Source organism: Polaribacter sp. (assembly GCF_049276715.1).
Taxonomy (GTDB): Bacteria; Bacteroidota; Bacteroidia; order Flavobacteriales; family Flavobacteriaceae; genus Polaribacter.
Genome location: NZ_JBASWY010000046.1, coordinates 107,915 through 134,034 on the forward strand (window position 1 = coordinate 107,915; position 26,120 = coordinate 134,034).

Here is a 26,120-nt window from a genome sequence, read left to right on the forward strand (position 1 = left end):
ATAGTATCATGAAAAAACAAATAAAAATAATAGCTCTTTTTTCAGTCTTAATTTTTACAACAATTATTGCTTGTTCTAAAAATGAAGATTTAGATTCAAATGCACCAGGTGTAGTTACTAATATTAATGTAACACCTACAAATGGAGGAGGTATTATCAATTATACACTTCCTTCGGATGATGATATTTTGTATGTAAAAGCAGTGTATAGAAACTCACAAGGCGATGAAGTTTTTAGAGTTTCTAGCAAATACAATACTTCAATAGAGGTAAACGGTTTAAATCAATCAACACCCGTAAATGTAAAATTATATGTTGTTGATGAAAGTGAAAATACATCAAAAGAAGTTCAAATTGAGTTTACTCCTTTAAAATCCTTTATTTTTTTAGTGCAAGAAAGTATCAATATTTCACCAGATTTAGGTGGAGTTAAAATTACTTGGGATAACATTGCATCAAAAACAGTGTTTGTATATGTGCATATTTTAGATGGCGGTGAAGAAACTATCAGAATATTATCATCAAACAACGCTCAAGAAAGTATTTTTATCCGTGGTTTACCATCCAAAGAGTTAACTTTTTCAACAAAGGTTGAAGATTTTGATGGCAATATCACAAAGCTTGAAGAAAAAGGAAGATATACTCCGCTCTTTGAAGAAAAAATTGATAAATCTACTTGGACACTTGTTGCAGGACAATCCATAAATGGAAATGCGTATGAGGGTAGAACTGTTAATTTTTGGGATGATGTTGTAGATACTGTTGAAACAGATGCAGACAATAGTTATTTTATAATAACAAGAGATAACAATGGGGGTAGTTTAAACTTTCCTTTAGATATAGTGATTGATTTAAATAAAAATGTTAGAATCCAAAGATTCAAGGTTTGGCAAAGAGCTTACTGGTATAATGGTGGAGGAATAACGTATCATTATCAAGAAGAAAATTTAAAATCATTCAACTTATACGCAAGTAATGATGCTCAAACTTGGAATTTATTAGGGCAATTTGATATTGGAGACCCAAGAGATGCTGCTGGTAATATCCCTACAAAAGCATTCCAAGAGGCTATCGAAGGTCATGAGTTTAGCTTACCCAACACTTCCGATCAATTTAGATATTTAAAGTTTTCTATTACATCAAATTACGGCAGTACCTCAATAACAGTAGGTTCAGAAATTACTTTATACGGTTTGGATAATCTTTAAATATAACAATAATATATATGAAAAATTTTTTAACGTGCATATTTTTAATATGTGCAATAAACTTTAATGCTCAAGGATTGAAAGCTTCTGGGAAAAAAATTATCAATTCTAAAGGAGAAGAAGTTTTTTTAAGAGGATATGGCCCCGGAGGTTGGCAAATTATGGAAGGATATATGATGCAGACTTCTGGAATTGCTGGATCTCAACATGAAATTAAGGAAAAATTAATCGATTTAATGGGAGAAGCAAATACAGAAACCTTTTTTCAAAAATGGCGAGAAAATCATTTTACAAAGCGTGATGTAGATTCTTTAGCAGCATGGGGCTTTAATAGTATCCGAATACCCATGCATTATAATTTATTCACCCTTCCTATTGAAGAAGAGCCTATAGCTGGTCAAAATACATGGATAGAAACAGGTTTTGAATTAATTGATAATGTGCTTTCATGGGCAGCACCTCACAATATGTATATTATCCTTGATATGCACGCAACTCCAGGTGGGCAAGGGAGAGGTTCTGAAATTAATGATTATGATCCTGATAAACCTTCATTATGGGAAAGTCAAGCAAATAGAGATAAGCTTGTGGCATTATGGACTAGAATAGCGGAAAGATATAAAGATAATGAGTGGATAGGGGGATATGACCTTATTAATGAAACACATTGGGACTTAGGAAATCAAAATACTTTGCTTAGAGAAATTTATGAGGATATTACTGCAGGAATAAGAGGTGTTGGAGATAATCACATTCTTTATATTGAAGGAAACTCATATGCGAACGACCATAGAGGTCTTTTACCTCCTTGGGATAATAATTTAGTTTATAGCTTTCATAAATATTGGACTTACAATAGCCCAAATGATTTAGATTGGATACTCCCATTAAGAGAACAGTATAATGTACCCTTATGGATGGGTGAATCAGGAGAGAATTCAAATACTTGGTTTACAGATGCCATTACCCTTTTTGAAAACAATAATATTGGTTGGGCTTGGTGGGCAATTCGTAAAATAGGTGATATAGATAGCCCTTATGCTGTGAACATCAATCCAGGTTATCAAAAAGTAATTAATTTTTGGAAAGGTGAAGGATCAAAACCAACAGTACAAGAAACTTTTGATGCTATGATGCAATTGGCGGATAATCTATTAGTTGAAAACAGTAAATATAGAAAAGATGTTCCTGACGCCATTATACGACAAGTACAAACAGATGAAATCTTACCTTATCACGGTAAGCCTGCTCCAATTCCTGGTATTATTTATCTCTCGGATTATGACTTAGGAAAAAATAATTTTGCATATTATGATACTGTAGTAGCTGATTATAACCTATCAACAGGAAACTTTACCGCGTGGAACTCTGGTTGGGAATATAGAAATGATGGAGTAGATATTCAAACCAATCAAGATCAAATTAATAGTAATGGCTATCACATAGGTTATACAGAAAAAAATGAATGGGTAAAATATACCATCAATGTTGAAGAAACAGCATTTTATGATTTCAAGTTTAGATATGCTACTGAACAATCAGGAGGCAAACCAAAATTTTTCATTGATGATATTGATTTTGCAGGCGACGTAACACTTGGTAACACAGGTAATTGGAATAATTTTGTATTCCAAACAGTTAAAAATAAATATTTAGAGGAAGGTAAGCATGTTTTAAAAATTTTAATTGATGGCAATGCTTCATTTAATATGAGTAGTATTGAATTTTTAAAATCAACAGATCCAACCCCTGCATTTCAAGTTTTAAGCGCTAGTACTAGTGATGACGAACAATCAATAAATATTGTTGTAAATCAACCAATAAATGTTCAAGAACTTAGTACTAATTTGTTTGAGGTAAGAGTAAATAATATTTTAAGAAGCATTGCATCAGTAAAAATAGATCCATCAAATAATAGAGTAATCAATATTGTACTTGATAAATATTTATTTTATCAAGATGAAATAAAAGTCAGTTATAATGGAGATATAATTACATCTTCTTTAAATGCTAAGTTACCAACTTTTCAAAATAAATTGGTAAATAATTATTTGATTACTAGACTATTAATTCCTGGAAAAATTCAAGCTGAAAATTATAGTAATCAATTCGGACTACAACTAGAAGATACCAGTGATTTAGGCGCTGGTAAGAATATAGCTTATACAGATGCTGGTGATTATGCCGAATATTTAATCTACATTTCAAATGATGGATATTACAATTTAAATGTAAGAACAGCTTCTCAATCTAGCGTAGGTAAAATAGAATTTGAATTGATTAATAATCAAGAAACTCAGTCTATTGCTACATTAAATTTACCAATAACTGGGGGATGGCAAACTTGGACAACTTCTTCAACTCAGGCAATTTTAAAAGCGGGTATTTATACCTTAAAAATGAAAGTTTTACAAAGTGGCTTTAATATGAATTGGTTTGAATTTAAATTTACAAGTAGTTTAAGCGTTGAAGATAACTTAAATGATGAAGTAAAAATATTCCCAAATCCTTTTTCTGACACCTTTAGTATAAAATTATCACCACAACAAAAAATTAAAAGCCTAAAAATTGTGGATTTGAATGGTCGTTTGGTTAAAAATATTCAACCAAATATAACCTCAAATAGTGTATATAATTTATCAAATTTAAAATCAGGGATATATTTAGTATTAATTGAGACAGATCAAGGATTCGCACAAAAAAAGTTGATTAAAAACTAAATTATAAAAATTTAACTGTTTAATGATTCATTATATCTATTTGAAATGTTAGAATTATAAAACGAATTTTGGTTTATTATATTTTGAAAACACTTAAACAACAAGTTGGTGAATATCTTGAAGCTCAAAGACCTTATTATGGTGATGAGGAAGTTGATGATAATTTAAAAATATTAAAAGATCAAAATGATGATTTATCAAATATTGATTCATTACATAAAATATTATTGTTAAGACTCATTGACGACCATCTATTATATAAAGAAATAGAGGCCTCTAAAACTTCAGAAACAGAATAAATAGAATATCACCTAATTTAAAAACCCAAAATCATGAAAAAAATATATGTTTTAATAACCTTATTAGCTGCTCTATTATTAATAGCTTTTAAAACAAAAGATAAAAAACAATCTGATAAAACACCAGAAATTATAGAATGGGAAATAGATTTTCTTGACAATTTCGACACCTTTAATACTGACAATTGGCAAGACCAACGCATTTGGGTAAATAACGAAACACATTGTTACGTTCCAGATAATGAATTTGGAACAAGAGAGGTAAGTAATGGTACCTTAAAATTAAAAGTAGTTAAAATTGATAAAAAATACGATTGTGATAATCTAGATAAACATGGTAAAAAACATCCTGAAACTGAATATGTAGCAGGACGTATTGCTTCAAAAAACAGAAAAGAATTTATCAAAGGTAAATGGACTGCAAAATTAAAACTAAGTAGTAATGGAGAACCAAGCATGTTTCCTGCTTGGTGGATTTTGGGGGCGCAAAATAATGAATCACCAGTACAAGAAGAAAATGAAAATATATGTTGGCCACTAACAGGTTCTGGTGAAATCGATATTTTTGAACATCATGGTGATCATCAAAAAGACCATTTTACAGCAGGTGCTATTAAAAGTTTGGGCGAATGTGATAAAGGAGATTGGTGGAGTTTACGAAAAGGATTTGATGTTACGTTAAATGAATATCACGAATATTCTGTTGAATGGCAAAATAGTGATTTGGTATATAGAGTTGATGGTAAGGAAATTTATAGAAATGTAGGTGAAGGAGATAAATACCCTGAACCCATGTTTGCAATATTAAATTTCGCAAAAATTACTGATTCTCCTATGAAAGGTTCAGAGTGGGTTATGGAGGTTGACTGGGTTAAACACGAATATAAAAAATAATATACTTTTAAACGGATTAGTAGTGACTTCTTTTAAAAAAAATCAACTGTATTTACTATATGACTTCAAAAAGTAGGAGCCCTAAATTTTACTTGTTATCAATTTTTGTCTTGATGCTATTTTTACATGCATATAAAACAGATATTTATACCGATGAAAATAAAATAATTGAAAGCAAAGTTGATTCATTATTAGCTTTAATGACTTTAGATGAAAAAATTGGTCAAATGACTCAAGTTAGGCATTTTGCAGATTTAGGTTCAGATAATGAAATTGCCACAAAATTTATTGGATCCGTAATTCATACCCAAGGACCAAATCCAGGAGAAAATGCTTTAGGCTGGCAAAATAGATTTAAAGCATTACAAGAAAAAGCATTGTCAACACGTTTAGGAATTCCTTTATTATTTGCTGTAGATGCGGTTCATGGACAAAACACTTTTCAAGGGGCAACTATTTTTCCTCACAATGTTGGTTTGGGAGCAACACAAAATACCTCTTTAGTAAAAGAAATTGCCCAAATTACAGCCCTAGAAGTACAAGCTACAGGTTTTAACTGGACATTTTCTCCTTGTGTTGCAATACCATATAATGAAAAATGGGGAAGAGTCTACGAAGCTTTTTCAGAAAATACAGAATTAACAAGTAAAATGGCGAAAGCTTCAATAGAAGGCCTACAAGGAAATTTAAAAGATGGCCATACTGTAATGGCAACTGCGAAACATTTTATTGGTGATGGTGCTACAGATTTTGGAATAGAAGGAGGAAACACTTCCTTAACCATGAAAGTAGTTTCTGAAAAATTATTACCACCTTATAAAACCGCTGTGAAAGCTAAAGTAGGGGCAATAATGGTATCATTTAATTCATTATCAGGAATATCAATGCATAGTCATAAAGAATTAATTAATGATACTTTAAAAAAAAGTATGGGTTTTGACGGTATTGTTCTTACGGATTGGAAAGGCTATTCTAGGTTTGGTAAAAATGAAGTAATTAATGCTGGGGTAGATATGGTAATGGCTGTTGATGGTGATTTAGATGTTTTTCAAAATGGATTAAAAAATGCAATAGCTACTGATTCGGTTTCTATTCATAGAATTAATGACGCTGTTAAAAGAATTTTAAGACAAAAATTCAGGTTAGGATTATTTAAAAATCCATTTCCAAATGCATCATTTATATCAAAAATTGGAAACCAAAACCATCGAGATAAGGCGAGGCAAGCTGTCCGTGAATCGTTAGTTTTATTAAAAAATAAGAATCATATTTTACCATTAAATAAAAACTTTAAAAAAATAGTAGTAGTAGGTGAGCATGCTAATAATGCAGGACTACAGTCTGGTGGCTGGACAATGGCATGGCAGGGTACAAGAGAAAATTATAAAGGAGCAACAACTATTTTAGATGGGATTAAAAAAATTTCAAAAGCAGAAATTGTTTATGATAAGGACGCTACAGGAAATCATGTTGATGCAGACGTAGCCATTATTGTTGTGGGAGAAACACCATATGCAGAAATGTTTGGGGATATTAATGATGAAAATATAGAAAATAAATTAACCTTAAGTGAATTACATCAAAAATATATAAAAAAGTATTCAGAAAAAGGTATTAAAACAGTGGTTGTTTTAATTTCTGGAAGAGCGTTAGTAACTACAAACCAAATCAATGATTCTGATGCATTTGTTGCAGCTTGGTTACCTGGTTCAGAGGGAGATGGAATCGCAGAAGTACTTTTTGGCGATTACGATTTTAAAGGTAAATTACCGCATTCTTGGCCAGCATCCGAAGCTGATTTTAAAGGTAAATATGGAGTGAATTTTTGGGACACATCAAAAAAACCACTATTTGATTTTGGGTATGGTCTAAATTATAAAAAAGAGAAAGTGATAAAAAGTAACCATAAATAAGTCATTCTAATAGTGTATCAATAAAAATCAAATAGATGAAAAAATTTTTAAAAAAACAATCCGTATCATTTTGTATTCTTTTTCTTTCTTTTGGGTTTTATCAATGTAAAAATTTTAAAAATAATAGTAAAAGCGGTTATCAAGAGGAACAAATTACTTTTGATACGAACAGTGTAAAAGCAAAAGTATACACTACAGCTCACAATTCAAATTTAAAACTCACATTAACGGATACTATTTCGTTTTCAGAGTTTAATCAACCATTAGAAACGGAGATTGATATTGTGGTTGATCCTAGAAATGAGTTTCAAGAATTTATTGGTATTGGTGCTGCTTTAACAGATGCATCTGCAGAAACATTTTATAAATTATCAAAAGAAAATCAAGAGTTATTTTTACAAGCCTATTATGATACACAAAAAGGAATTGGGTATTCGTTAGCAAGAACTATTATTCATAGTTGCGATTTTTCAAGTGCAAGTTATACGTATGTTGAAGAAGGAGATAAAGATTTAAAATCTTTTTCCATAAAGCATGATAAAAAATATAGAATTCCATTTACAAAAAAAGCAATCGAAGCTGCTGGGGGTAAACTAACTATGTATGCAAGTCCTTGGAGTCCTCCTGCATTTATGAAAACAAATAACAATATGTTAAAAGGAGGTAAATTAAAAGAAGAATTTTATCAACCTTGGGCTAATTATTATGCCAAATTCATCAAAGCATACGAAAAAGAGGGAATTCCTATTTGGGGATTATCTATTCAAAATGAACCAATGGCAATTCAACGCTGGGAATCCTGCATTTATACAGCAGAAGAAGAAAGAGATTTTTTAAAAAATTATTTAGGTCCTACTCTCGAAAATGAAGGCTTAGGGGATAAAAAAATAATAGTTTGGGATCATAATAGAGATTTATTATATCAAAGAGCAAGTACTATTTTAAACGATCCTGAGGCAGCAAAATATGTATGGGGAACAGGTTTTCATTGGTATGAGGATTGGAAAGATGACAATCCAATGTATGAAAATGTTGCAAGAGTCAATGAGGCATATCCTGATAAAAAGCTAATCTTTACGGAAGGCTGTAATGAAGGGTATGATATTTCTAGAATAGAAAATGAAGATCCAAAATTAGCAGAGCGTTACGGAAAATCGATAATAAAAGATTTTAACAATGGTACTGTTGCTTGGACAGATTGGAATATTCTTTTGGATGAGACTGGTGGCCCAAACCATGTGGGAAATTTATGCTTTTCTCCAGTGCATGGTAATACACAAACGGGTGAACTTACGTTTACGAATTCTTTTTATTACATAGGACATTTTTCTAAATTTATAAGACCAGGAGCAAAAAGAATTAGTAGTGTAACTAGTTCAAATAAAATTATTTCTACAGCCTTTAAAAACAAAAATAAGAGTATTGTAATTATAGCAATGAATAGCTCAAACGAGTCTTTAAATTATTCAATTACTGTTGATTTAAAAACAACAAAATTACAAATATTGCCACATTCAATCCAATCAATTGTACTTAACTAACTTTTTCTTATGTCAAAAAAACTAGCACTCATTGCATTTGTAGTCTCTTTAGGAGGATTTTTATTTGGTTTTGATGCTGGAATTATTTCTGGAGTCATGTCGTATGCAAGTCCAGAATTTCAATTAACAGAACTACAAGAAGGTTGGGTGGTAAGTTCACCTTCTTTTGCGGCAATGATTGCCATGTTATTTTCTGGGAGATTGAGTGATATTTTTGGTAGAAAAAAAATCTTATTGATTGTGGCATTTTTATATGCTTTGTCTGCATTATTATCGGCAATTGCCAATTCTTACGAAGTTTTATACATCGCAAGAATGATTGGTGGCTTGGCTTTTGGAGCAGCTTTGGTATTAGCGCCCATGTATATTGCCGAAATTTCTACTTCAAAAAATCGAGGAAAATTAGTAGCAATTCAGCAATTGAATATTGTTTTGGGATTTTTTGCAGCTTTTTTAAGCAATTACTTTTTCAACAAATACAACACTCCTGAAAGTTCTTTTTTAACCGATGAAAACGTTTGGAGATACATGTTGGGTGTTGAATTGATTCCTGCGTTGTTGTATTTTATCTTTCTATTTTTCGTTCCAAAGAGTCCAAGATGGTTGTTTTTAAAAGACAAACCTGAAGAAGCAAAATTGGTGCTCATCCAAATTCATGGAAAAATTACTGCGGAGGAAGAAATTGCTGCCATCGAAAAAAACGTGACAGACAAAACGAATACATCAACCATAAACATCAAAGATCTCCTAAAACCAGGATTGAAGTTTTTGTTTTTAGTGGGTTTGGTCATCGGAATTTTGCAACAAATCACAGGCATTAATGCCGTTTATTTTTATGCCACTTCTATTTTCAAACAAACAGGAATTGGCACAGATGCATCCTTTTCATCAGGCATTTTATTGAGTTCTGTTTCTGTTATTTTTACTCTGATTTCGATGTATTTGATTGATAAAACTGGTAGAAGATCTCTGTTATTAGTGGGCACTTTTGGCATTGCATTTAGTTTGATTTTATGTGCTTACGGATTTCAAAAAGCCACCTATCAATTGACCACAGAAAAAATAAATTCTTTGACTTTTGAAGATGCTCCCAAATTGTTACCCATAGCAAATAATGTTTTTACCAACGATTTGGATTTTAAAAACGCAGCAAAATCATACTTAGGAAATCGGATATATCAAAAAAATGATGGTGCTATTTTGGAAGTTGCCACCAATATCAATGCAACCTTGGTTTTAGTTGGAATTTTAGGATTTATTGCTTGTTTTGCCTTTTCATTGGGCCCTGTAATGTGGGTGATCTTATCCGAAATTTATCCTATAAAATATCGTGGTTTGGCAATTGGCATTATCGCGTTTATCAACTCTTTAATCAGTTCTTTGGTGCAATTGGTTTTCCCTTGGGAATTGTCGAATTTTGGCAACGCATTGACCTTTTTTATCTTTGGATTTATCGCGTTGATTGGGTTTTTTGTGATGCTAAAAATCGTTCCAGAAACCAAAGGAAAATCGTTGGAAGAAATTGAAAGGGAATTTGTGATTAATTAATCGATTAAAACATCTTCATATCTAATCTTAACAATTTTAATACAACAATTGCATTTGGGATTATTTAAAAAAGTTTCTAATTAGTTTGCATTTAATTTATAAAATTTACTGCCAAAAGCTATAATTATATTAGAAACTATTGAATAAAATATTATCAAAAGTAAATACAATGATTACTTAAAAAAGTCCTTTTAAATAATTACAATTATTTTTTAAAGTTAATTATTAGCGTACAAAATAGTTATAGAATAGATTTTCAACGATTTTCAGCGATTTTAATATAGTTAAATCGATTTTCAGCTACTTATCTTTTTCTGTGTTAAAATCATTTTGCAATAAATTAATTTTCCTACAAAAGATAAATTTATAGAATTTAATAAAATTTTGGAACCAGATTATTTTATTGGAAGAATGGGTTATAATAAAGTAAAAGGAAAGTGCTTTTTATGGGTTAATACTTACATACCTACAAGACTTAATTTTATGTTGAGATAAGTAATTTAAATAAGAAACACGTAATTAAAATTATTAACTTATTAATTAAGTAAAAGAATCAAATAAGCATTTTAATATTTTCATTAAATAATTGAAAAGTAAAAATAATTTCAATCTGTCGAACCTTATCTTTTTGTTTATTTTTTTGCATATAATGTTGAATTGCAAAAAAACTTATTGAACAAGCACTAAAGATTAACATACCAGAAAGTATATATAATTGTTTTTGTTCATTTTGAATTTGTTCCGGTTCTTTAATTGTCACTATAAATTTACCTATTTCTTCAAGAGATGCTAGGCTCTGCATGTCAGTTAATATTATTGAATTCATGAGCTATTATTTTTTAAACACTATGCATTTGTTTACCATTTCAAAAAAGACATTGTACACATGATATAGTTGTTTTGTTTCACCATTATCAAACTGTACTTTCCTGAAATAGGTTGATTAAAAATTAAACCATTAATTATAGTCACATATGAAAACACATAATGAACACTGGCGAAAAAAAGAGTTCCAAAAAGACTTCCAGCAAGATATCATTGCTGATAAAGAACTCATAATAGTTTTGATATGTCAAATCATAATTAACCGATGTTTTAAAAACCAAAAAAGAGATAAAATCAGAATAGGCATGTTACTGCACTATTCTGATTTTCTTTTTCTATCCATTATTCTTTCCTCTGATCCAACTAATAATTAGCTCGACAGCTTCACTAATAACCCTAGAAATTTTTTCCTCTGAACTCTCTTTTTGATCCATCTTTTTGTAATTTTTTATTATTTCTATAAGGTTTGCTTTCCATTAAAAAGACCTCAACTCGAGGTCTTTTTTATTTGTCTAGAAATGATAAAATTTCACCCATCATTGATTCCCAAGCGAACCAAGAGAGCCAATTAAAATATTGAACCTCATCAGTTGAGCTCGGTTTGTTTTCTAACCTCCCACAGTCACTTTCAAAATCTTCTAAAATCTGAAGTATTTGTAAATGATGCTTTTTTGCAAATGAAACGGTGTCTTCATAATAAATCATTCCTGGAACAGATCCGCTATCTGCGGCATAATAATCCTCTGGATTTTCTTTCAGTAAAGACCATTCTACGTCTCCTTGTTTTAATAATTTCTTGTGGAAATTTGGAAAGGAACTATGGCTTTCTAAAAATCTTTTCTTGCTTAATTTTGACATAATATTTGTTTCTAATAAGGGGATTTTAGAACAATTTAGACCTCAAAAAATATGACTGTTATATTCTACAAGATAACCAGATACCTCCCTTCACTACTACCAAATACAACTAGATATTTGAGTGTACCAGTTGGGATTTAATGCACACTATTATATAACAACAATTGGTAAATCCCAACTGGTACATTTATAAAAGTTTATCAATGCAAAAAATAGATTAAATGATTAAGAATTATGATTATTTAGTAAAACATACTTTTTAACGTATTAATTTACAAATGGCTAGAGTCGTTATTCTGTATAAAAAATTGAACAAGAAAGAGCTTTTGATTCGATTAGAGAATAAAAGAGAACTATAGGAAAAGGTTTAATTATTATTTTTAAAACTGAGCCATGTGTTTAATGAGTAATTCTAAAGAGGCAATTTAAAAATTGTTTACCACTTTACCAAATTCTTTACCACTAAAATACTAGCTGTAACCCTTTCTATTGTTGAGGTTTACCAACTTTACCACGTTTACCACCCCCTATAAGTATAAGTGTTTATTTGATTCAAAAAAGTTTGAACAAAAGTATTTTAGATTGCTTTCGGTTCCTAAATAATCAAAACAAATACCGCCTGCTTTTTTTTGATGAAGCTTTTGTTTGCTGTATTTATGTATTACTTCATAGGCTTCTTTTATGAATTTGAAATTTACTCCAGATTAGAATTTTTTATCCAAAAAACCCAAAACAGCGAGTTAAAAGTCATGACCTTATAAGTAGAAATTATAGTGTACCAGTTGGGATTTAGCCCTAGCTATTATATAACAACAAACGGTAAATCCCAACCGGTACACTTAAGAAGTTTTATCAATATCTTAAACAGATTAAATTATTATGAATTACTATTACTTTGCTACTCATACGACTAATCCGTCAATTGAAAAATGGCTAGATGCAGGTCTAAAGTATAAAAAAATGAGTGCAAAAGAACAGAACCTACTTGACCAATTAGTAGAAGGATACAATAAAAGAGACAAAAGCAAAAGCGTTTTAAATTTCTGTTCTGAATTTATTAACAATCATCCTCTAGATTTTAAAAAATTAAACAAAGAATTTGGTTTTGAACTTAAGTATTTCCTTATGGATTACCTTGGGTTTCATTTCAAATGGCAATCCAGCATGAGGTCCTTTGGAAAATGGGATGATTATTTAGGAGAGAAAATAACAGAGTCAGATCTTATACAAGAATTGACAGATCCAAAAGGAACTATAAAGGAATTATTGGACGCAGCAGGCGGTGATGTAACAATCGTAAAATCATTCTTGCCTTTTATCATGATATCATTAGATGCCAACACTAGAGATAAAGAGAAAATGGAGTTCAAACATACGGGAAGGTTTGTTTTTGATTTTGACAAAATTGGAGACGAAACGACAACCATCGATTGGATGAATAAAGTTTGGAAAGGCACCAAAAATGTAAAACCATATATGGCTTTCGTATCACCAAGTGGAAATGGTTTTAAGATATTCTGTAAAGTTGATATTTCAAACCCCGATTTTATAAAGGATTTCGCCAGTGAAGAAAGGAAAGAGGTCATGATAAAGCATAAGCTTTGGTACGAAGGAGCGCGTAAGGAATTAGCTGCTGAATTTCCAGAAATTGAAGGAAATATTGATACTGCCACTAATGACCCTCAACGTTTAACACTGCTACCTTTCATATCCAATAAGTCAACTAATTTTAAATACGATTCTAAGGTATTTTCTGATTATTCAAATATAGTAGAAGCAGAGAAAAAACTTAAAAAAGAAGAACTTGACCAGAAAATTAAACAAAATGAAGCTGAGGTAAAAAAAGTCATGGAAACGAATGGCATCAAATCTAAACAAGATGCGTACCATTTACACCTTAAAAACAAGTCTGGAGATTTTGATTTAGAGTATGAAACTGACAAGTTTAAGCAGGTTGTAGAGTTTATAGTTCAGCTATCTCAAAAAGATACTAGAGTCAAAAAATGGTCGGAAGAAAATTTTTCTAGTTATGAAATCTTAAATAAACAAAGTTGGGTTTTATACGGAGTATTCGGTAGTATGGCTATTGATGAATTAAAGAAATTAATTCCTTTAGGTTCAAATAAGTTGGATGAAAATCATGGTGATTATAGATGGGCTAATAAAAGTGATGAAAATTATGATGATGACGAAAGACAAAAACTTACTCCAGCTTCCTTCTATAGATTAGTATTTGAAATTGGAGAAGTAAAAGATTTTATACTAAAGAATTACGTAGCAACCTCTAAACAAGTATCAGAGTTTAAGCTTTTAAACGAATGGCATGAAAAGTATAAATATAATTTGGATTTATCTATTGAAGATGAAGAGCAATCAGATTTATCAGAATTCCTAAATTATATAAAATCATATCTTGATAAGAAAAAGATACGATTACCCTTAATTAAAGATCTTGAGGAGATTAATGCTGAGGTTGAGCTAGGTCCTAATGAATATTTGGATAAAGATGTAATGGAGAATCTTTTCAAGGTTAAATATGCAGATAAAAAGATCTTCGTTTTAAGATCACAATGCGGTACTTCCTGTGCCGTCCTATAAAGGAATTTATAGGTAATAAAACATTTGAATTGCTGGAAGGCTAACCAATATTTCTTTAGAAATTTTGTATGCTAATCAGCAGCTAAGCTTTCATGTAAAAATACTTTTGCGTGTACCAGTTGGAGGTTTGTATATGTTGTTATATAATAGATATGGGCAACCTCAAAATGGTACACAAATTAAATTACATGATTGAAAGTTCAGAGACTATCCCGAAAGGGAGTACGCAGGGAGTCCTGTGGAAGCGAATGTCACCTAGACCAGGTGAAGATATAGTCCGATCTTATGGGAAACCATGAGCTGGAAAGGCATGCCCTTTTCCGGGTAAGGGTTAACGACCTTTACTGAACCTAACCGACAGGTAAAAATTCAATTGCATCTCATCCTAAATATGGGATTTCTGGAAGAGTCATTCTTGCAGTACCTTACAGAGTAATTAATGATCAAATGGCTAAGGAAGCCTCTGATAAAGGAGATAGACAAAACCAAATTTTTGTTCATTCAGGGATGGAAGAAACCGCTTTGACTTTTAAATCTCAAAATAAAGAAAAGGTGAGTATAAAACATGACAAAAGTCTGCATAATGTAACCTTACCAAAGGACAATGATCTTGTAGTTCATACAACTTACAATCAAATATTAAATCTATCTCACGAAAAGCTTGCAACATTCGATTATATATTTATTGATGAATCTCATGCTTTAACTAACGACATAGAGTTTCGTGCTGACACTATAGCTCAATTGATTTATCATCTTGTAGAATTCGTTGCTAAGAATTCTGACACTAAAACTAAGATTATTTTCATGAGTGGTACACCAAATGTAGAAACCAAAGTCTTACTTGATATAATGACGGATAATGATATTGATGATTTATTTCAAAGAATTATTGTTGATAAAGAATATAAAGTAACTCCTTCTATTAATTTAACTCATCTTGATTCGAGCATTAAGTCTGAGAGAGAAGACTCGGTAATTAATCAAATTAACGATTATCTAAAAGAAGGTAGAAAGGTTTGTTACATCTTCAACAATAAAGAAAAGATGGATGAAATGAAAAGATTAATCCAAACTAAACTTAGCAATAAAATCAAAGTAGGATTATTTTATTCTGGATCAACAGGAGAATGCACTGAAAATATCATATCAGGTAAATTTGGAGATTTTCATGTGGTATTAACTACTAACTATTTCATCAATGGAATTAATATCGATGGAGATGGATTAACAGATAATGATAAAAAAGCGGGTAAAACCTCAACTCAGAAATATGCCGTTGTATTAGACTTAGGTTTAAAATATAGTTGTATCAGCTCCATGGATACCATACAAACCATTAACAGGTTTAGAAATAGGTTGTGTCATTGTACGGTGTTTTTCCCTAAGATATTTAAACCAGATGAAGATAAACCGTCAAGAAAGTTTCATTTTGTAAATGCAGCTAAAGTATTACTAGGCATCAATAGGTATAATTATCATTTACTATCTGTGAATGAGAATGCTGCTGCAAATCAATTTGAAGAAAAAGACAATGCAGAAAAATTACATTTATTAGATGAGTTCCGAAAGAATCCGCTAAAAGTATCATTAGTTGATATTGCCGCCGCAACAAAAAAAGAGGAGCATAAAAATATAGTTACAAGTAAAATTACTCAAGAATCAAGGCTGTATAAAGATTGGTTTTACTCTTTGGATGGATACTACTACTTAGCTAAAGATGCTGGATTCGATCTTGAAATCATGAATAAAGACTTAGGAGAACCCCTTAAGGAGTTAACAGAAGATCAGGTTGAATTAGAGAATATAATTATTAGAAAATTCATTGAAAATAAAGATGTTATCCAGAAAATCTTTGAAAAATTAGAAGTTGGAAAAAAAATTATCATCAAAGCTTCTGATACAGTACTTGACCCTTTAAGTATTAGGGTTGATAACTTCTCAGTTAAAGACAATAATGATACTTACATCTTTGTAGGAGATTTCCATAGTTCTCATGAAAGAGCGTTGAATAAATTAATACGTTGTTATTCAACATTAAGTTTTCTTTACAAAGCAGATGAAGCTCACAAAATTCTAGAGTATTTGATCAATCCAGAGATAGATTTTTTACCGACAAGACATAAAAGTGTTCTCAAGTACATAACAACTTATGTTAAATCCTGTAGAGCTTTACAAAGTAAAAACTCCCTTGATGCTTTGAATTACATCAAAACATTAGATTATCTATCTCATTTAAATATTGGAATAGTTAAAGAGACCAAACCTACTTTTAATTCTTATACAATAATTAATGAAAAGCTAGTTGAGGTGCTTAAAAACATGTGGGCAAAAAACCAATTAAAAACAATAAATTACAAAATTAGATTATTTACTCAAAAAAATCAGTGGGGCATGCTTTCAGAAAAGAATAAAAACTTACACAATACATTGGTTAAATCATATAACTTCTTTGAGCATGAATTTGAAAATACTTTTATAAATCATCATGATAAAAAAGCTTTCAAAAATTATTTTTCGAATAAGGAATTAATTAATCAGCATGATCTTGAAAAATTAGAAAAACAATTAAAATATATATCTAATTATAAAAAGCTAAGTTACACTACTGATGGGAATCTTAAAAGTTTAGAAACTATAATAGTGCCTAAAATTATGAGAAGTTCAAAATTACTCCTACCTCTTGAAACGGAAAAAAATGAGTTTATGTTACCTAGAAAATCAACTTTAAAGAATAATGATGATAAATTCAACAAACTTATCGATGATCTTTTAAAAAAACTGGAAACTTATTTAACTACAGCTGTTGCAAATAATAACGCCCTCTTAGAATTTATATTTAGTTTTTCTATTAATAGGTTAAAAAGTAAAGACGTATTTGGGCTAATACAATATTTAGAAACTTTTATTAAGAATCCTAATACAGGTAAAACCGCAGATTTATTACCTATGATTACTACTATACAGAATGATCTTAACAAAATTGATCAAATAATTTTATCCGCTTTTAAAACTGCAGAGTACACAACATATAAGAATCTTAATGATCAAATAGTTTCCCCTTTTGATGATGAAATCTTTTTCTGTGATAAAAATTTCAAACTAGAAAGCTTGAATCAAAAAACTACTTTTAATTTAAACAATATAAAAGAGAGTGACATATTTGATTCTTTGTGCAAAAACTCTACTCTTTATAAGGATACTAAAAAAATAAGACTGAGATCTATTTCTGGCAGCAGACCTACTTTAAACAAGTCAAATATAATAACTAATGCTTTTGTAGTGATTGATAAAAACAACAAGTTGCTTTTTGCAGATTTTTCCAAAAGCAAAGCCTGTAAATTTTTGTGTGATTATGCCTATAAGAAAGAAAGCTTTAAATTAAAAGACGGAACTAGTCCTATAAAAAAATCTAATAGGGGTATTTATAATCCAGCAACTTTTAGATTAGAATATTACCCGAAGAAATCTATTAATAAGACCGTTGATAATTACAGTATTGAAGAATTAAATGTAGACATTAAGAAATATAAAGATTATGTAGATTCTTTATAAAAACAAACCAACCCATTTATTGGGTTGGTTTTTTTATCTTTTATTGTAAATGTATCCTCTTCTTTTTTTAATTCAAATAATTAGTAATTGATAACCATCTTTAATCATTGTGGAAATTAACTCGTTTTGTGTCATTTTTTTGATCTATGATCTTTTTAGAGTTATAAGGTTTTAATAATTTTATGAGGACCTAAATTATTTTGATTTTATTGATATAGAATACATAGGAAAAATCAATTTGTTGTACCTATGTTGTACCCAACAAAAAAACCGTAACAATTAAATGTTACGGTTTTTGTACTGAAGGCGGGACTTGAACCCGCACGAACATTACTGTTCACTGGATTTTAAGTCCAGCGTGTCTACCAATTCCACCACTTCAGCATTCTGATAGTAAAATATTGTAGAGCGAAAGACGGGATTTGAACCCGCGACCCTCACCTTGGCAAGGTGATGCTCTACCCCTGAGCTACTTTCGCAGTCATTTTAGTCATGAACTTTTTGCAATAATTTTTAAAATCTAAAATTTAGAGCGGTGCAAATATAGTAAGTTTTATATATGTAACAAATACTTTTTCCGTTTTTTTAATTCCAAAAATTAAATCTAGTTTTTTAGGTTTAATAATGTAATGTAGCTCCCCCTTATGTGCTACTATCGAACCAATTGTATTTGAATATCAGTGAGTTAGTGTAGTTTTGATCCCCTTTTATACATCGAACCACCCTGTTTTTGAGTTAGCTTTTCGAATTTTCGAAAAGGCTTGAAAAATGAAAATAATTTTATTTTTGAGTAAAAATCACTTTTATTTGTGAAATGAAAAAGTACAATTCATATCATTCATCCGTAAAAATTTGCTATGCTTTAGGTATTCAAAATCATCTATTGCCAGATAATTTTACATCAACGATAAAACCATCAACAGCTCATTACTGGAAGAACGATAATCCACATAAGTATTTGGGCAGTGAATTCTCAACAAGTATCAATACTAATATTGATGACTTACAAATCATCTATGATGAAAAAGTACTACAACTCAAAAAAATGTTCATCACTTTTTGTAAAGTGTATTTAACCATTTTAAACTTTATAGGGGAAAAAGAATTTAAAGCAATCATTAAAAAGAATAGAAACACAATTGTAAATCTTATAGAAAGTGTTTCGACTACTAATCACGAGAAAAACTTAATATGTAAATTTCTAAAAATAACCCCTCATAGTTTTCAAACTTGGAAACGCTATCAGAATTATTATTGTGAATTTTCATTAATCAATTTATGCTTTAAGAAAGTACCACAGCAAATTTCAAGAAATGAAATTGACGTGCTAAAGAAAATTATGAACAATAAACGATTTTACCATTGGTCAATCGCTTCAGTTTGGGGACTAGCTTTTAAACAAGGAAAAACCTCAATGTCTAGAGGTACTTGGTATCGCTATTCAAAAATTTTAGGATTAAGCAAGAGAAGAAATCAATACAAGAAAAAGCGAAAACGAATTTCAACAAGAGCAAATATTCCTAATGAAATATGACATATGGATGTGACCTATTATAAAACTATCGATAATATTCAATACTATATTTATACGATTGTAGATAATTTTTCAAGAAAGATTATCGCTTATGATGTATCCAAAAAACTATCAGCTAATATTAGATTGGAAAGTTTAAAGCGAGCCATTAAAAACGAGTTTAATGTTTCAGTAGGGAAGTCGAACGTAGATTTAATAGTAGATGGAGGTTCAGAGAATAACAACCATACAATTCACGAATTCATAAAAAATCAACACGTAAAGATTAATAAGAAAATAGCACTAAAAGATGTGAGGTTTTCAAATTCAATCATTGAAGGAACTTATCGAATATTAAAGAGTAAATACTTTCAAGATAGACCAATATTATCTACATCAATACAACAGGAAGTCGATTTTTTTGTGAATGATTATAATAATGTAAGACCACATTATGAGCATAAAATTTATACCCCGAATGAAATATTTAGAACGCCCTCATTAAAACAAATCAAACCTATATTAAAGAAATCATACAAAACTAGATTAATAGCAAACCAGTTAACTTCTTGTGAGAATAATTGCTAAAAGGGAAGATTAAGTCAAGTTTGAATTAAAAAACTCTTTTATTAAGGCAAAAACCAAAATTCAAAAAATATTAATAGAAGAAATCTAAAATTTATAATTAAAGAATTAGATTTAAGACCAATTTTACTCAAAAAAGAAAAAGTAGTTTTTCTAAAGGTAGTAATTCGAAAATTCGAATGAACTGATTAGGAAGTGTTTGGTTTCTTTAATCCTTTTAATAGTAAGACTTTGCTTGTAGTTTGTTGATTCTGTTTTCTCAAAGTATTTTTTTTTGACTTATGAGATGGAGTCTCGAACCGCTTCTATGAATGAACTCATTGCGATAATTCTCAGTAAACATAAGGGTTTCAGAAGACTGAAAATAAAAACACCTCGCCAAAATGGCGAGGTGTCTAAAAAAGCTCCCTCTCTTGGGCTCGAACCAAGGACCCTCTGATTAACAGTCAGATGCTCTAACCAGCTGAGCTAAGAAGGAGTTTGCAACACAAATTGTGTTTAGCGAGTGCAAATATATATCTTTTTAAAATATAGGCAAATACTTTTTTATATTTTTTAATAAAATTTAAAAGATTTATCATAAAAAATGATTTACATTTTATTCTTAAAATTGTATTTTTGTTTTAATATTTAGCTTACCAAAAAAGCATACATTATTATATGGACAAATTTTCGTTCTTAAACGCAGCACATACAGGCTATATAGCCGATTTATACGATCAATATTTAGTAAACCCAGATGCTATTGAGCCAAGTTGGAGAAGCTTTTTTCAAGGATATGATTTAGCAAATGAAAATTATTCTATAACAGAGGATCAAAATTCATTAGAAATTCCGCAAGAAGTTCGTAAGGAATTTTTAGTCGTCGATTTAATAAATGGTTATAGAACTCGTGGGCATCTTTTTACAAAAACAAATCCTGTTAGAGAAAGAAGACAATATCGACCTACTTTAGATATCCAAAATTTTGGTTTGACTGAAGCTGACTTAGAAAATGAATTTTCTGCAGGTGACGTTTTAGGAATTGGTAGAGTAAAATTATCTACCATAATTAAGCATTTACAAAGTATTTATTGCGATTCTATAGGTGTAGAATACATGTACATGCGTAACCCAGAAAAGCTAAAATGGTGGCAAAATCGTTTGAATGAAAATGATAACCATCCAAGTTATTCTATAGATTCAAAAAAATACATTCTTTCTAAATTAAACCAAGCTGTAACTTTCGAGAGTTTTTTACAAACCAAGTATGTTGGTCAAAAAAGATTCTCTTTAGAAGGTGGAGAAACATTAATTCCTGGAATTAGTGTTATGTTAAGAGAAGCTGCAGAAAAATATGGGGTTAAAGAATGCGTTTTAGGAATGGCTCACAGAGGCCGTTTAAATACTTTGGTAAATATCTTTAAAAAACCAGTTAGAGATTTATTTAGTGAGTTTGAAGGTAAAGATTTTGAAGACGAAGATATAGATGGAGATGTAAAATATCATTTAGGTTTAACACTAAGTAAAACCTATAGAGATGGACATCAAATAAAAATGAATTTAGTCCCAAATCCATCGCATTTAGAAACTGTAGCAGCTGTTGCAGAAGGTATTACAAGAGCTAAAATTGATAGAAAATACAATGGAGATTCAAGTAAAATTCTTCCAATTATAATTCATGGTGATGCAGCAATTGCTGGTCAAGGAATTGCTTATGAAATAGTTCAAATGGCAAAACTAAATGGTTATAAAACAGGGGGAACTATTCATATTGTAGTCAATAATCAAATAGGTTTCACAACGAATTATTTAGACGCACGTTCTAGCACCTATTGTACAGATGTTGCAAAAGTTACTTTGTCGCCGGTTTTACACGTAAATGCAGATGATACAGAAGCAGTATGTCATGCAATGGAAATGGCTTTGGAGTATAGAATGAAATTTAAATCGGATATTTTTATTGATTTACTTGGTTATAGAAAATACGGTCATAATGAAGGTGATGAGCCTCGTTTTACACAACCAACATTATACAAAGCAATTGCCAAACATAAAAATCCAAAAGATATTTATGCTGCTCAATTACTAAAAGAAGGCTCTATTAGCGCTTCTTTTGTTGATGAAATTACTGATGAATTTAAAGAAATGTTAGAAAGAGAATTCGATAATTCTAAACTAGACACCACTTCAAAAGTAAAAGAATTTATGCAATCTACTTGGGAAGGTTTTGAGCGTCAACATCAACCAGCAATGTTGCAAACTCTAGACACTAAGTATTCTGAAGATAGATTAAAAGAGATAGCCAAAGTAGTTTCTACAGTGCCTGCAGGTGCAAATTTTGTAAGAAAAGCAGAGCGAATTTTAGACGGAAGAACTAAAATGGTTTTTGAAACCAATGAATTAGATTGGGGGATGGCTGAGAATTTGGCTTATGGTTCTTTAATGGAAGAAGGATTTAATGTTAGAATTTCTGGTCAAGATGTAGAAAGAGGAACTTTTTCTCACAGACACGCCATTTTACGTGATGAGGTTACAGAAGAAAGAATTAATTTATTAAATACAAACCCGAACACAAAAGGTAAAATGACGATTTACAACTCGTTATTATCTGAGTATGGGGTTTTAGGTTTCGACTATGGTTATGCAATGGCAAACCCAAATACATTAACAATTTGGGAAGCTCAATTTGGAGATTTTTCGAACGGAGCACAAATTATGTTCGATCAATATATTTCTGCTGCAGAAGATAAATGGAAAGTTCAAAACGGAATTGTAGTTTTATTACCACATGGTTATGAAGGGCAAGGTTCTGAACACTCGTCAGCAAGAATTGAGCGTTATTTACAATTATGTGCAGAAGATAATATGTCAGTTGCAAACTGCACAACACCTGCCAATTTCTATCATTTATTGCGCAGACAAATGAAACGCAGTTACAGAAAACCTTTAATTGTATTTACTCCAAAAAGTTTATTACGTCATCCAAAAGCTGTAAATTCTGTTCAAGATTTAGCAAATGGCGAATTTCAAGAAGTTATAGACGATGTTTTAAATCCAGAAAATGTAAAAAAATTAGTTTTTTGCATGGGTAAATTCTATTACGATTTACTAGAGGAAAGAGAAAATTTAAATAGAGACGATATTGCTTTGGTTAGAATAGAGCAATTATTCCCTTTACATAAAGAAAAAATTCAAGCTGTTATTGATAGATATCCAAATATAGAAGAATATATTTGGGCACAAGAAGAACCAAGAAATATGGGAGCTTGGAGTTATATGTTACAACGTTTTGAGTTGGTAAAATTAACAGTTCGTTCTCGTAAATATTACGCTGTTCCTGCTGCAGGCTCTAGCACGCGTTTTAAGAAAAGACATAAAGCTGTTATTGACAGTGTTTTTAGTAATGAGTAAGTTGCGTTAAGGATTGAAACGACATCCTTTTCTTTGTCTAAATAAATAGGCGTCTTTGCGAGGAACGAAGCAATCTGTTATAATTAAAAGATTGCCACAGTTTACAAAAAAGTAAACTTCGCAATGACAAAAAAAGAAAAGATACAGTGGAAAGCCTGTTAAAACGCCCAAATAATAAAAAAGAATTTCAGATTAAAAAAAATAAAGAAACCATGAGTGTTTTAGAAATGAAAGTTCCTTCTCCAGGAGAATCAATTACAGAGGTAGAAATTGCAACTTGGCTAGTTGAAGATGGAGATTATGTTGAAAAAGATCAACCTATTGCAGAAGTAGATTCTGACAAAGCAACCTTAGAATTGCCTGCTGAAGAAAGTGGTATTATTACTTTAAAAGCAGAAGAAGGTGATGCAGTTGCTGTAGGTGCTGTAGTTTGTTTAATAGACACCAGTGCAGCAAAGCCAGCAGGTGATGCTCCAAAAGCAGAAGTTAAAAAAGAGGAAAAGAAAGTTGAAGTTAAAGAAACTCCAAAAGTAGAAACGTATGCAACAGGAACAGCTTCACCAGCCGCTAAAAAAGTTTTAGCAGAAAAAGGAATGGATGCTTCTTCTGTTAAAGGAACAGGAAAAGATGGTAGAATTACTAAAGATGATGCTGTAAATGCAACACCATCTATGGGAACGCAACCTACAAATGGTTCTAGAAATACGGAGCGTAAAAAAATGTCTATGTTACGCAGAAAAGTAGCAGAACGTTTAGTAGCTGTAAAAAGCGAAACTGCTATGTTAACTACGTTTAACGAAGTAAACATGCAGCCAATTTTCGATTTACGTAATGAGTATAAAGAAGCTTTTAAAGCAAAACATAATGTTGGTTTAGGCTTTATGTCTTTCTTTACTTTGGCAGTAGTTAGAGCACTAAAAATGTATCCAGATGTAAACTCGATGATTGATGGCGATTTCCAAATACAAAACGATTTTCAAGATATTTCTATTGCAGTTTCTGGTCCAAAAGGATTAATGGTGCCTGTAATTAGAAATGCAGAAAACCTATCTTTTAGAGGTGTTGAAAGCGAAGTAAAACGTTTGGCTTTAAGAGCAAGAGATGGGCAAATTACTATCGATGAAATGACAGGAGGAACTTTTACAATTACCAATGGTGGTGTTTTTGGCTCTATGTTATCTACGCCAATTATTAACCCTCCACAAAGTGCAATTTTAGGGATGCACAATATTGTAGAAAGACCAATTGCTGTAAATGGTACTGTTACAATTGCCCCAATAATGTATGTAGCACTTTCTTACGACCATAGAATTATTGATGGTCGTGAATCTGTAGGTTTTTTAGTAGCAATTAAAGAAGCTTTAGAAAACCCTGTGGAATTGTTAATGGACAACAACCCAACAAAAGCATTAGAAATGTAGGCTTTGTCAAACTGAGCTTGTCGAAGTTTCGCAGATAAATATTAAAATCCTGAGCTTTTATGCTTGGGATTTTTTATTTGAAGCTATTTCCTGCTTTCGCTACTCGCTTTTTTTGCAGAAAAAGCAAAAAAGAGCTCAAACAAAAGGCTCAATCAGGGCTAAGTTTGTTTACGAACTTCGAACATTTTTTAAGGGTTTGTGTTTTTAAAAATTAGACAACGCTTTATAACGATTGATGAAAAACCAAAAACCAAAACACGTATCTTTGCCCAACTAAAAAATTAGATGGTTCCTACCTTACTTTCAACACCTTTACAAGGCTTTACAGATTTTAGATTTCGGAATGCTTTTCAGCATTATTTTGGTGGCATAGATACTTTTTACGCACCATATATTCGCTTAAATGGGAAGTTAAAAATCAAGCAATCATATCAAAACGATTTGCAATTGGAGAATAATTCCACTTTAAATGTGATTCCTCAAGTAATGACGAATGACCCAGATGAATTTCTGTTTGTAGTTAAATATGTACAAAGCTTAGGTTACAAAGAATTGAATTGGAATTTAGGGTGTCCTTATCCTATGGTTACAAAATCTGGAATGGGTTCTGGCTTAATTTGCAATCCAACAAGAATTAACGAAGTTTTGCACAAAGCACATAACGAATCTGATATTGTGGTTTCTATGAAAATGCGAATGGGTTATGAAAATGCAACAGAAATTTTAGATGCTTTTCCTATTTTAGACAAGTATCCGCTGAGAAATATTGCCATTCACGCAAGAATTGGAAAACAATTGTACAAAGGTCCTGTAGATTTAGATGCTTTTGAAAAATGCCTTAGCAGCACAAGACACAAATTGTATTATAATGGAGATATTACCAGTGTTCAAAGCTTTAAAAAAATTCAAAATCGATTTCCAACAATCGACCATTTTATGATTGGTCGTGGTTTAATAGCAGATCCTTTTTTACCAAATATGATAAAAAATGATACTACAGTATATCCAAAAAATAGATGGGAAATTTTTTCTGAATTCCATGATCGTATTTATCAACAATATGATGAGTATCTTTCAGGACCAACTCCCATAAAAATGAAAATGTTAGGTTTTTGGGAATTCTTTTCGCAATCTTTTCCCAATCCACAAAAAACATATAAAGCAATTAAAAAAGCTAGCACTCCTAAAAAATATCAAGAAACAGTGGCATCAATTTTAAAGAATGTTTAGGGTTTTTCAACTTTAAATC

General features: G+C 30.8%; 16 protein-coding genes and 3 tRNA genes. 14 read left to right on the forward strand and 5 right to left on the reverse strand.

The annotated features are described in order from the left end of the window. Nucleotides 1–8 precede the first annotated feature (8 nt). From WAO74_RS12785 to WAO74_RS12815, 7 genes are all read left to right on the forward strand, one after another. A complete protein-coding gene (locus WAO74_RS12785) occupies nt 9–1,208 on the forward strand; it encodes a DUF4959 domain-containing protein (RefSeq protein ID WP_422162645.1) in 1,200 nt (399 codons plus the stop codon). A 17-nt stretch (nt 1,209–1,225) separates the two neighbouring features. After that, entirely contained in the window at nt 1,226–3,928 is a 2,703-nt protein-coding gene (locus WAO74_RS12790) for a carbohydrate-binding protein (protein ID WP_422162646.1), read from the forward strand. Nucleotides 3,929–4,011: 83 nt separating this feature from the next. Further along, on the forward strand, nt 4,012–4,227 hold the full coding sequence (locus tag WAO74_RS12795; RefSeq protein WP_197437214.1) for a hypothetical protein: 216 nt from the start codon (nt 4,012–4,014) through the stop codon (nt 4,225–4,227). Between the two features lie 33 nt (nt 4,228–4,260). Further along, the gene (locus WAO74_RS12800) at nt 4,261–5,121 is read left to right on the forward strand and encodes a glycoside hydrolase family 16 protein (protein ID WP_231749508.1); all 861 of its coding nucleotides are present in this window, start codon (nt 4,261–4,263) and stop codon (nt 5,119–5,121) included. Nucleotides 5,122–5,234: 113 nt separating this feature from the next. After that, nucleotides 5,235–7,034, forward strand: a complete 1,800-nt coding sequence (locus WAO74_RS12805) for a glycoside hydrolase family 3 protein (RefSeq protein WP_422162647.1) — start codon at nt 5,235–5,237, stop codon at nt 7,032–7,034. A gap of 35 nt (nt 7,035–7,069) precedes the next feature. After that, nucleotides 7,070–8,575, forward strand: coding sequence for a glycoside hydrolase family 30 protein (locus WAO74_RS12810; protein WP_422162648.1), 1,506 nt, complete (start codon nt 7,070–7,072; stop codon nt 8,573–8,575). Between the two features lie 9 nt (nt 8,576–8,584). Beyond that, complete coding sequence (locus WAO74_RS12815) at nt 8,585–10,123, forward strand: sugar porter family MFS transporter (protein WP_422162649.1); 1,539 nt, start codon at nt 8,585–8,587, stop codon at nt 10,121–10,123. 553 nt (nt 10,124–10,676) lie between these two features. On the opposite strand, the gene WAO74_RS12820 is transcribed toward WAO74_RS12815, so the two are convergent. Next, nucleotides 10,677–10,949, reverse strand: coding sequence for a hypothetical protein (locus WAO74_RS12820; protein WP_422162650.1), 273 nt, complete (start codon nt 10,947–10,949; stop codon nt 10,677–10,679). A gap of 503 nt (nt 10,950–11,452) precedes the next feature. Then, nucleotides 11,453–11,806 (reverse strand): DUF7222 domain-containing protein, encoded by a 354-nt coding sequence (locus tag WAO74_RS12825; protein WP_422162651.1) that lies wholly within the window; start codon nt 11,804–11,806, stop codon nt 11,453–11,455. A gap of 879 nt (nt 11,807–12,685) precedes the next feature. On the opposite strand from WAO74_RS12825, the gene WAO74_RS12830 reads away from it, so the two are divergent. After that, nucleotides 12,686–14,404 (forward strand): BT4734/BF3469 family protein, encoded by a 1,719-nt coding sequence (locus tag WAO74_RS12830; RefSeq protein WP_422162652.1) that lies wholly within the window; start codon nt 12,686–12,688, stop codon nt 14,402–14,404. Between the two features lie 447 nt (nt 14,405–14,851). After that, the gene (locus WAO74_RS12835; RefSeq protein WP_422162653.1) at nt 14,852–17,959 is read left to right on the forward strand and encodes a DEAD/DEAH box helicase family protein; all 3,108 of its coding nucleotides are present in this window, start codon (nt 14,852–14,854) and stop codon (nt 17,957–17,959) included. 298 nt (nt 17,960–18,257) lie between these two features. Here the strand turns inward: WAO74_RS12835 and WAO74_RS12840 are convergent. Beyond that, nucleotides 18,258–18,343: transfer RNA gene (locus WAO74_RS12840), tRNA-Leu, on the reverse strand. Nucleotides 18,344–18,366: 23 nt separating this feature from the next. Next, nucleotides 18,367–18,438, reverse strand: a tRNA-Gly gene (locus tag WAO74_RS12845). A gap of 335 nt (nt 18,439–18,773) precedes the next feature. Here WAO74_RS12845 and WAO74_RS12850 point away from each other — a divergent pair. Further along, a complete protein-coding gene (locus tag WAO74_RS12850; RefSeq protein ID WP_422162654.1) occupies nt 18,774–19,493 on the forward strand; it encodes a hypothetical protein in 720 nt (239 codons plus the stop codon). Nucleotides 19,494–19,496: 3 nt separating this feature from the next. After that, nucleotides 19,497–20,060 carry a DDE-type integrase/transposase/recombinase gene (locus WAO74_RS12855; RefSeq protein ID WP_422162655.1) on the forward strand — a complete coding sequence of 188 codons (564 nt, stop codon included), beginning with the start codon at nt 19,497–19,499 and terminating at the stop codon, nt 20,058–20,060. Nucleotides 20,061–20,461: 401 nt separating this feature from the next. On the opposite strand, the gene WAO74_RS12860 is transcribed toward WAO74_RS12855, so the two are convergent. After that, a tRNA-Asn gene (locus WAO74_RS12860) sits at nt 20,462–20,535 on the reverse strand. Between the two features lie 182 nt (nt 20,536–20,717). Between WAO74_RS12860 and WAO74_RS12865 the strand changes: the two genes are divergently transcribed. The 3 genes from WAO74_RS12865 (at nt 20,718) to WAO74_RS12875 (ending at nt 26,101) form a co-directional block, all read left to right on the forward strand. Next, nucleotides 20,718–23,450 carry a 2-oxoglutarate dehydrogenase E1 component gene (locus WAO74_RS12865; RefSeq protein ID WP_422162656.1) on the forward strand — a complete coding sequence of 911 codons (2,733 nt, stop codon included), beginning with the start codon at nt 20,718–20,720 and terminating at the stop codon, nt 23,448–23,450. 212 nt (nt 23,451–23,662) lie between these two features. Then, a complete protein-coding gene (odhB, locus tag WAO74_RS12870) occupies nt 23,663–24,871 on the forward strand; it encodes a 2-oxoglutarate dehydrogenase complex dihydrolipoyllysine-residue succinyltransferase (RefSeq protein WP_422162657.1) in 1,209 nt (402 codons plus the stop codon). 285 nt (nt 24,872–25,156) lie between these two features. Next, complete coding sequence (locus WAO74_RS12875) at nt 25,157–26,101, forward strand: tRNA dihydrouridine synthase (RefSeq protein ID WP_422162658.1); 945 nt, start codon at nt 25,157–25,159, stop codon at nt 26,099–26,101. Nucleotides 26,102–26,120 lie beyond the last annotated feature (19 nt).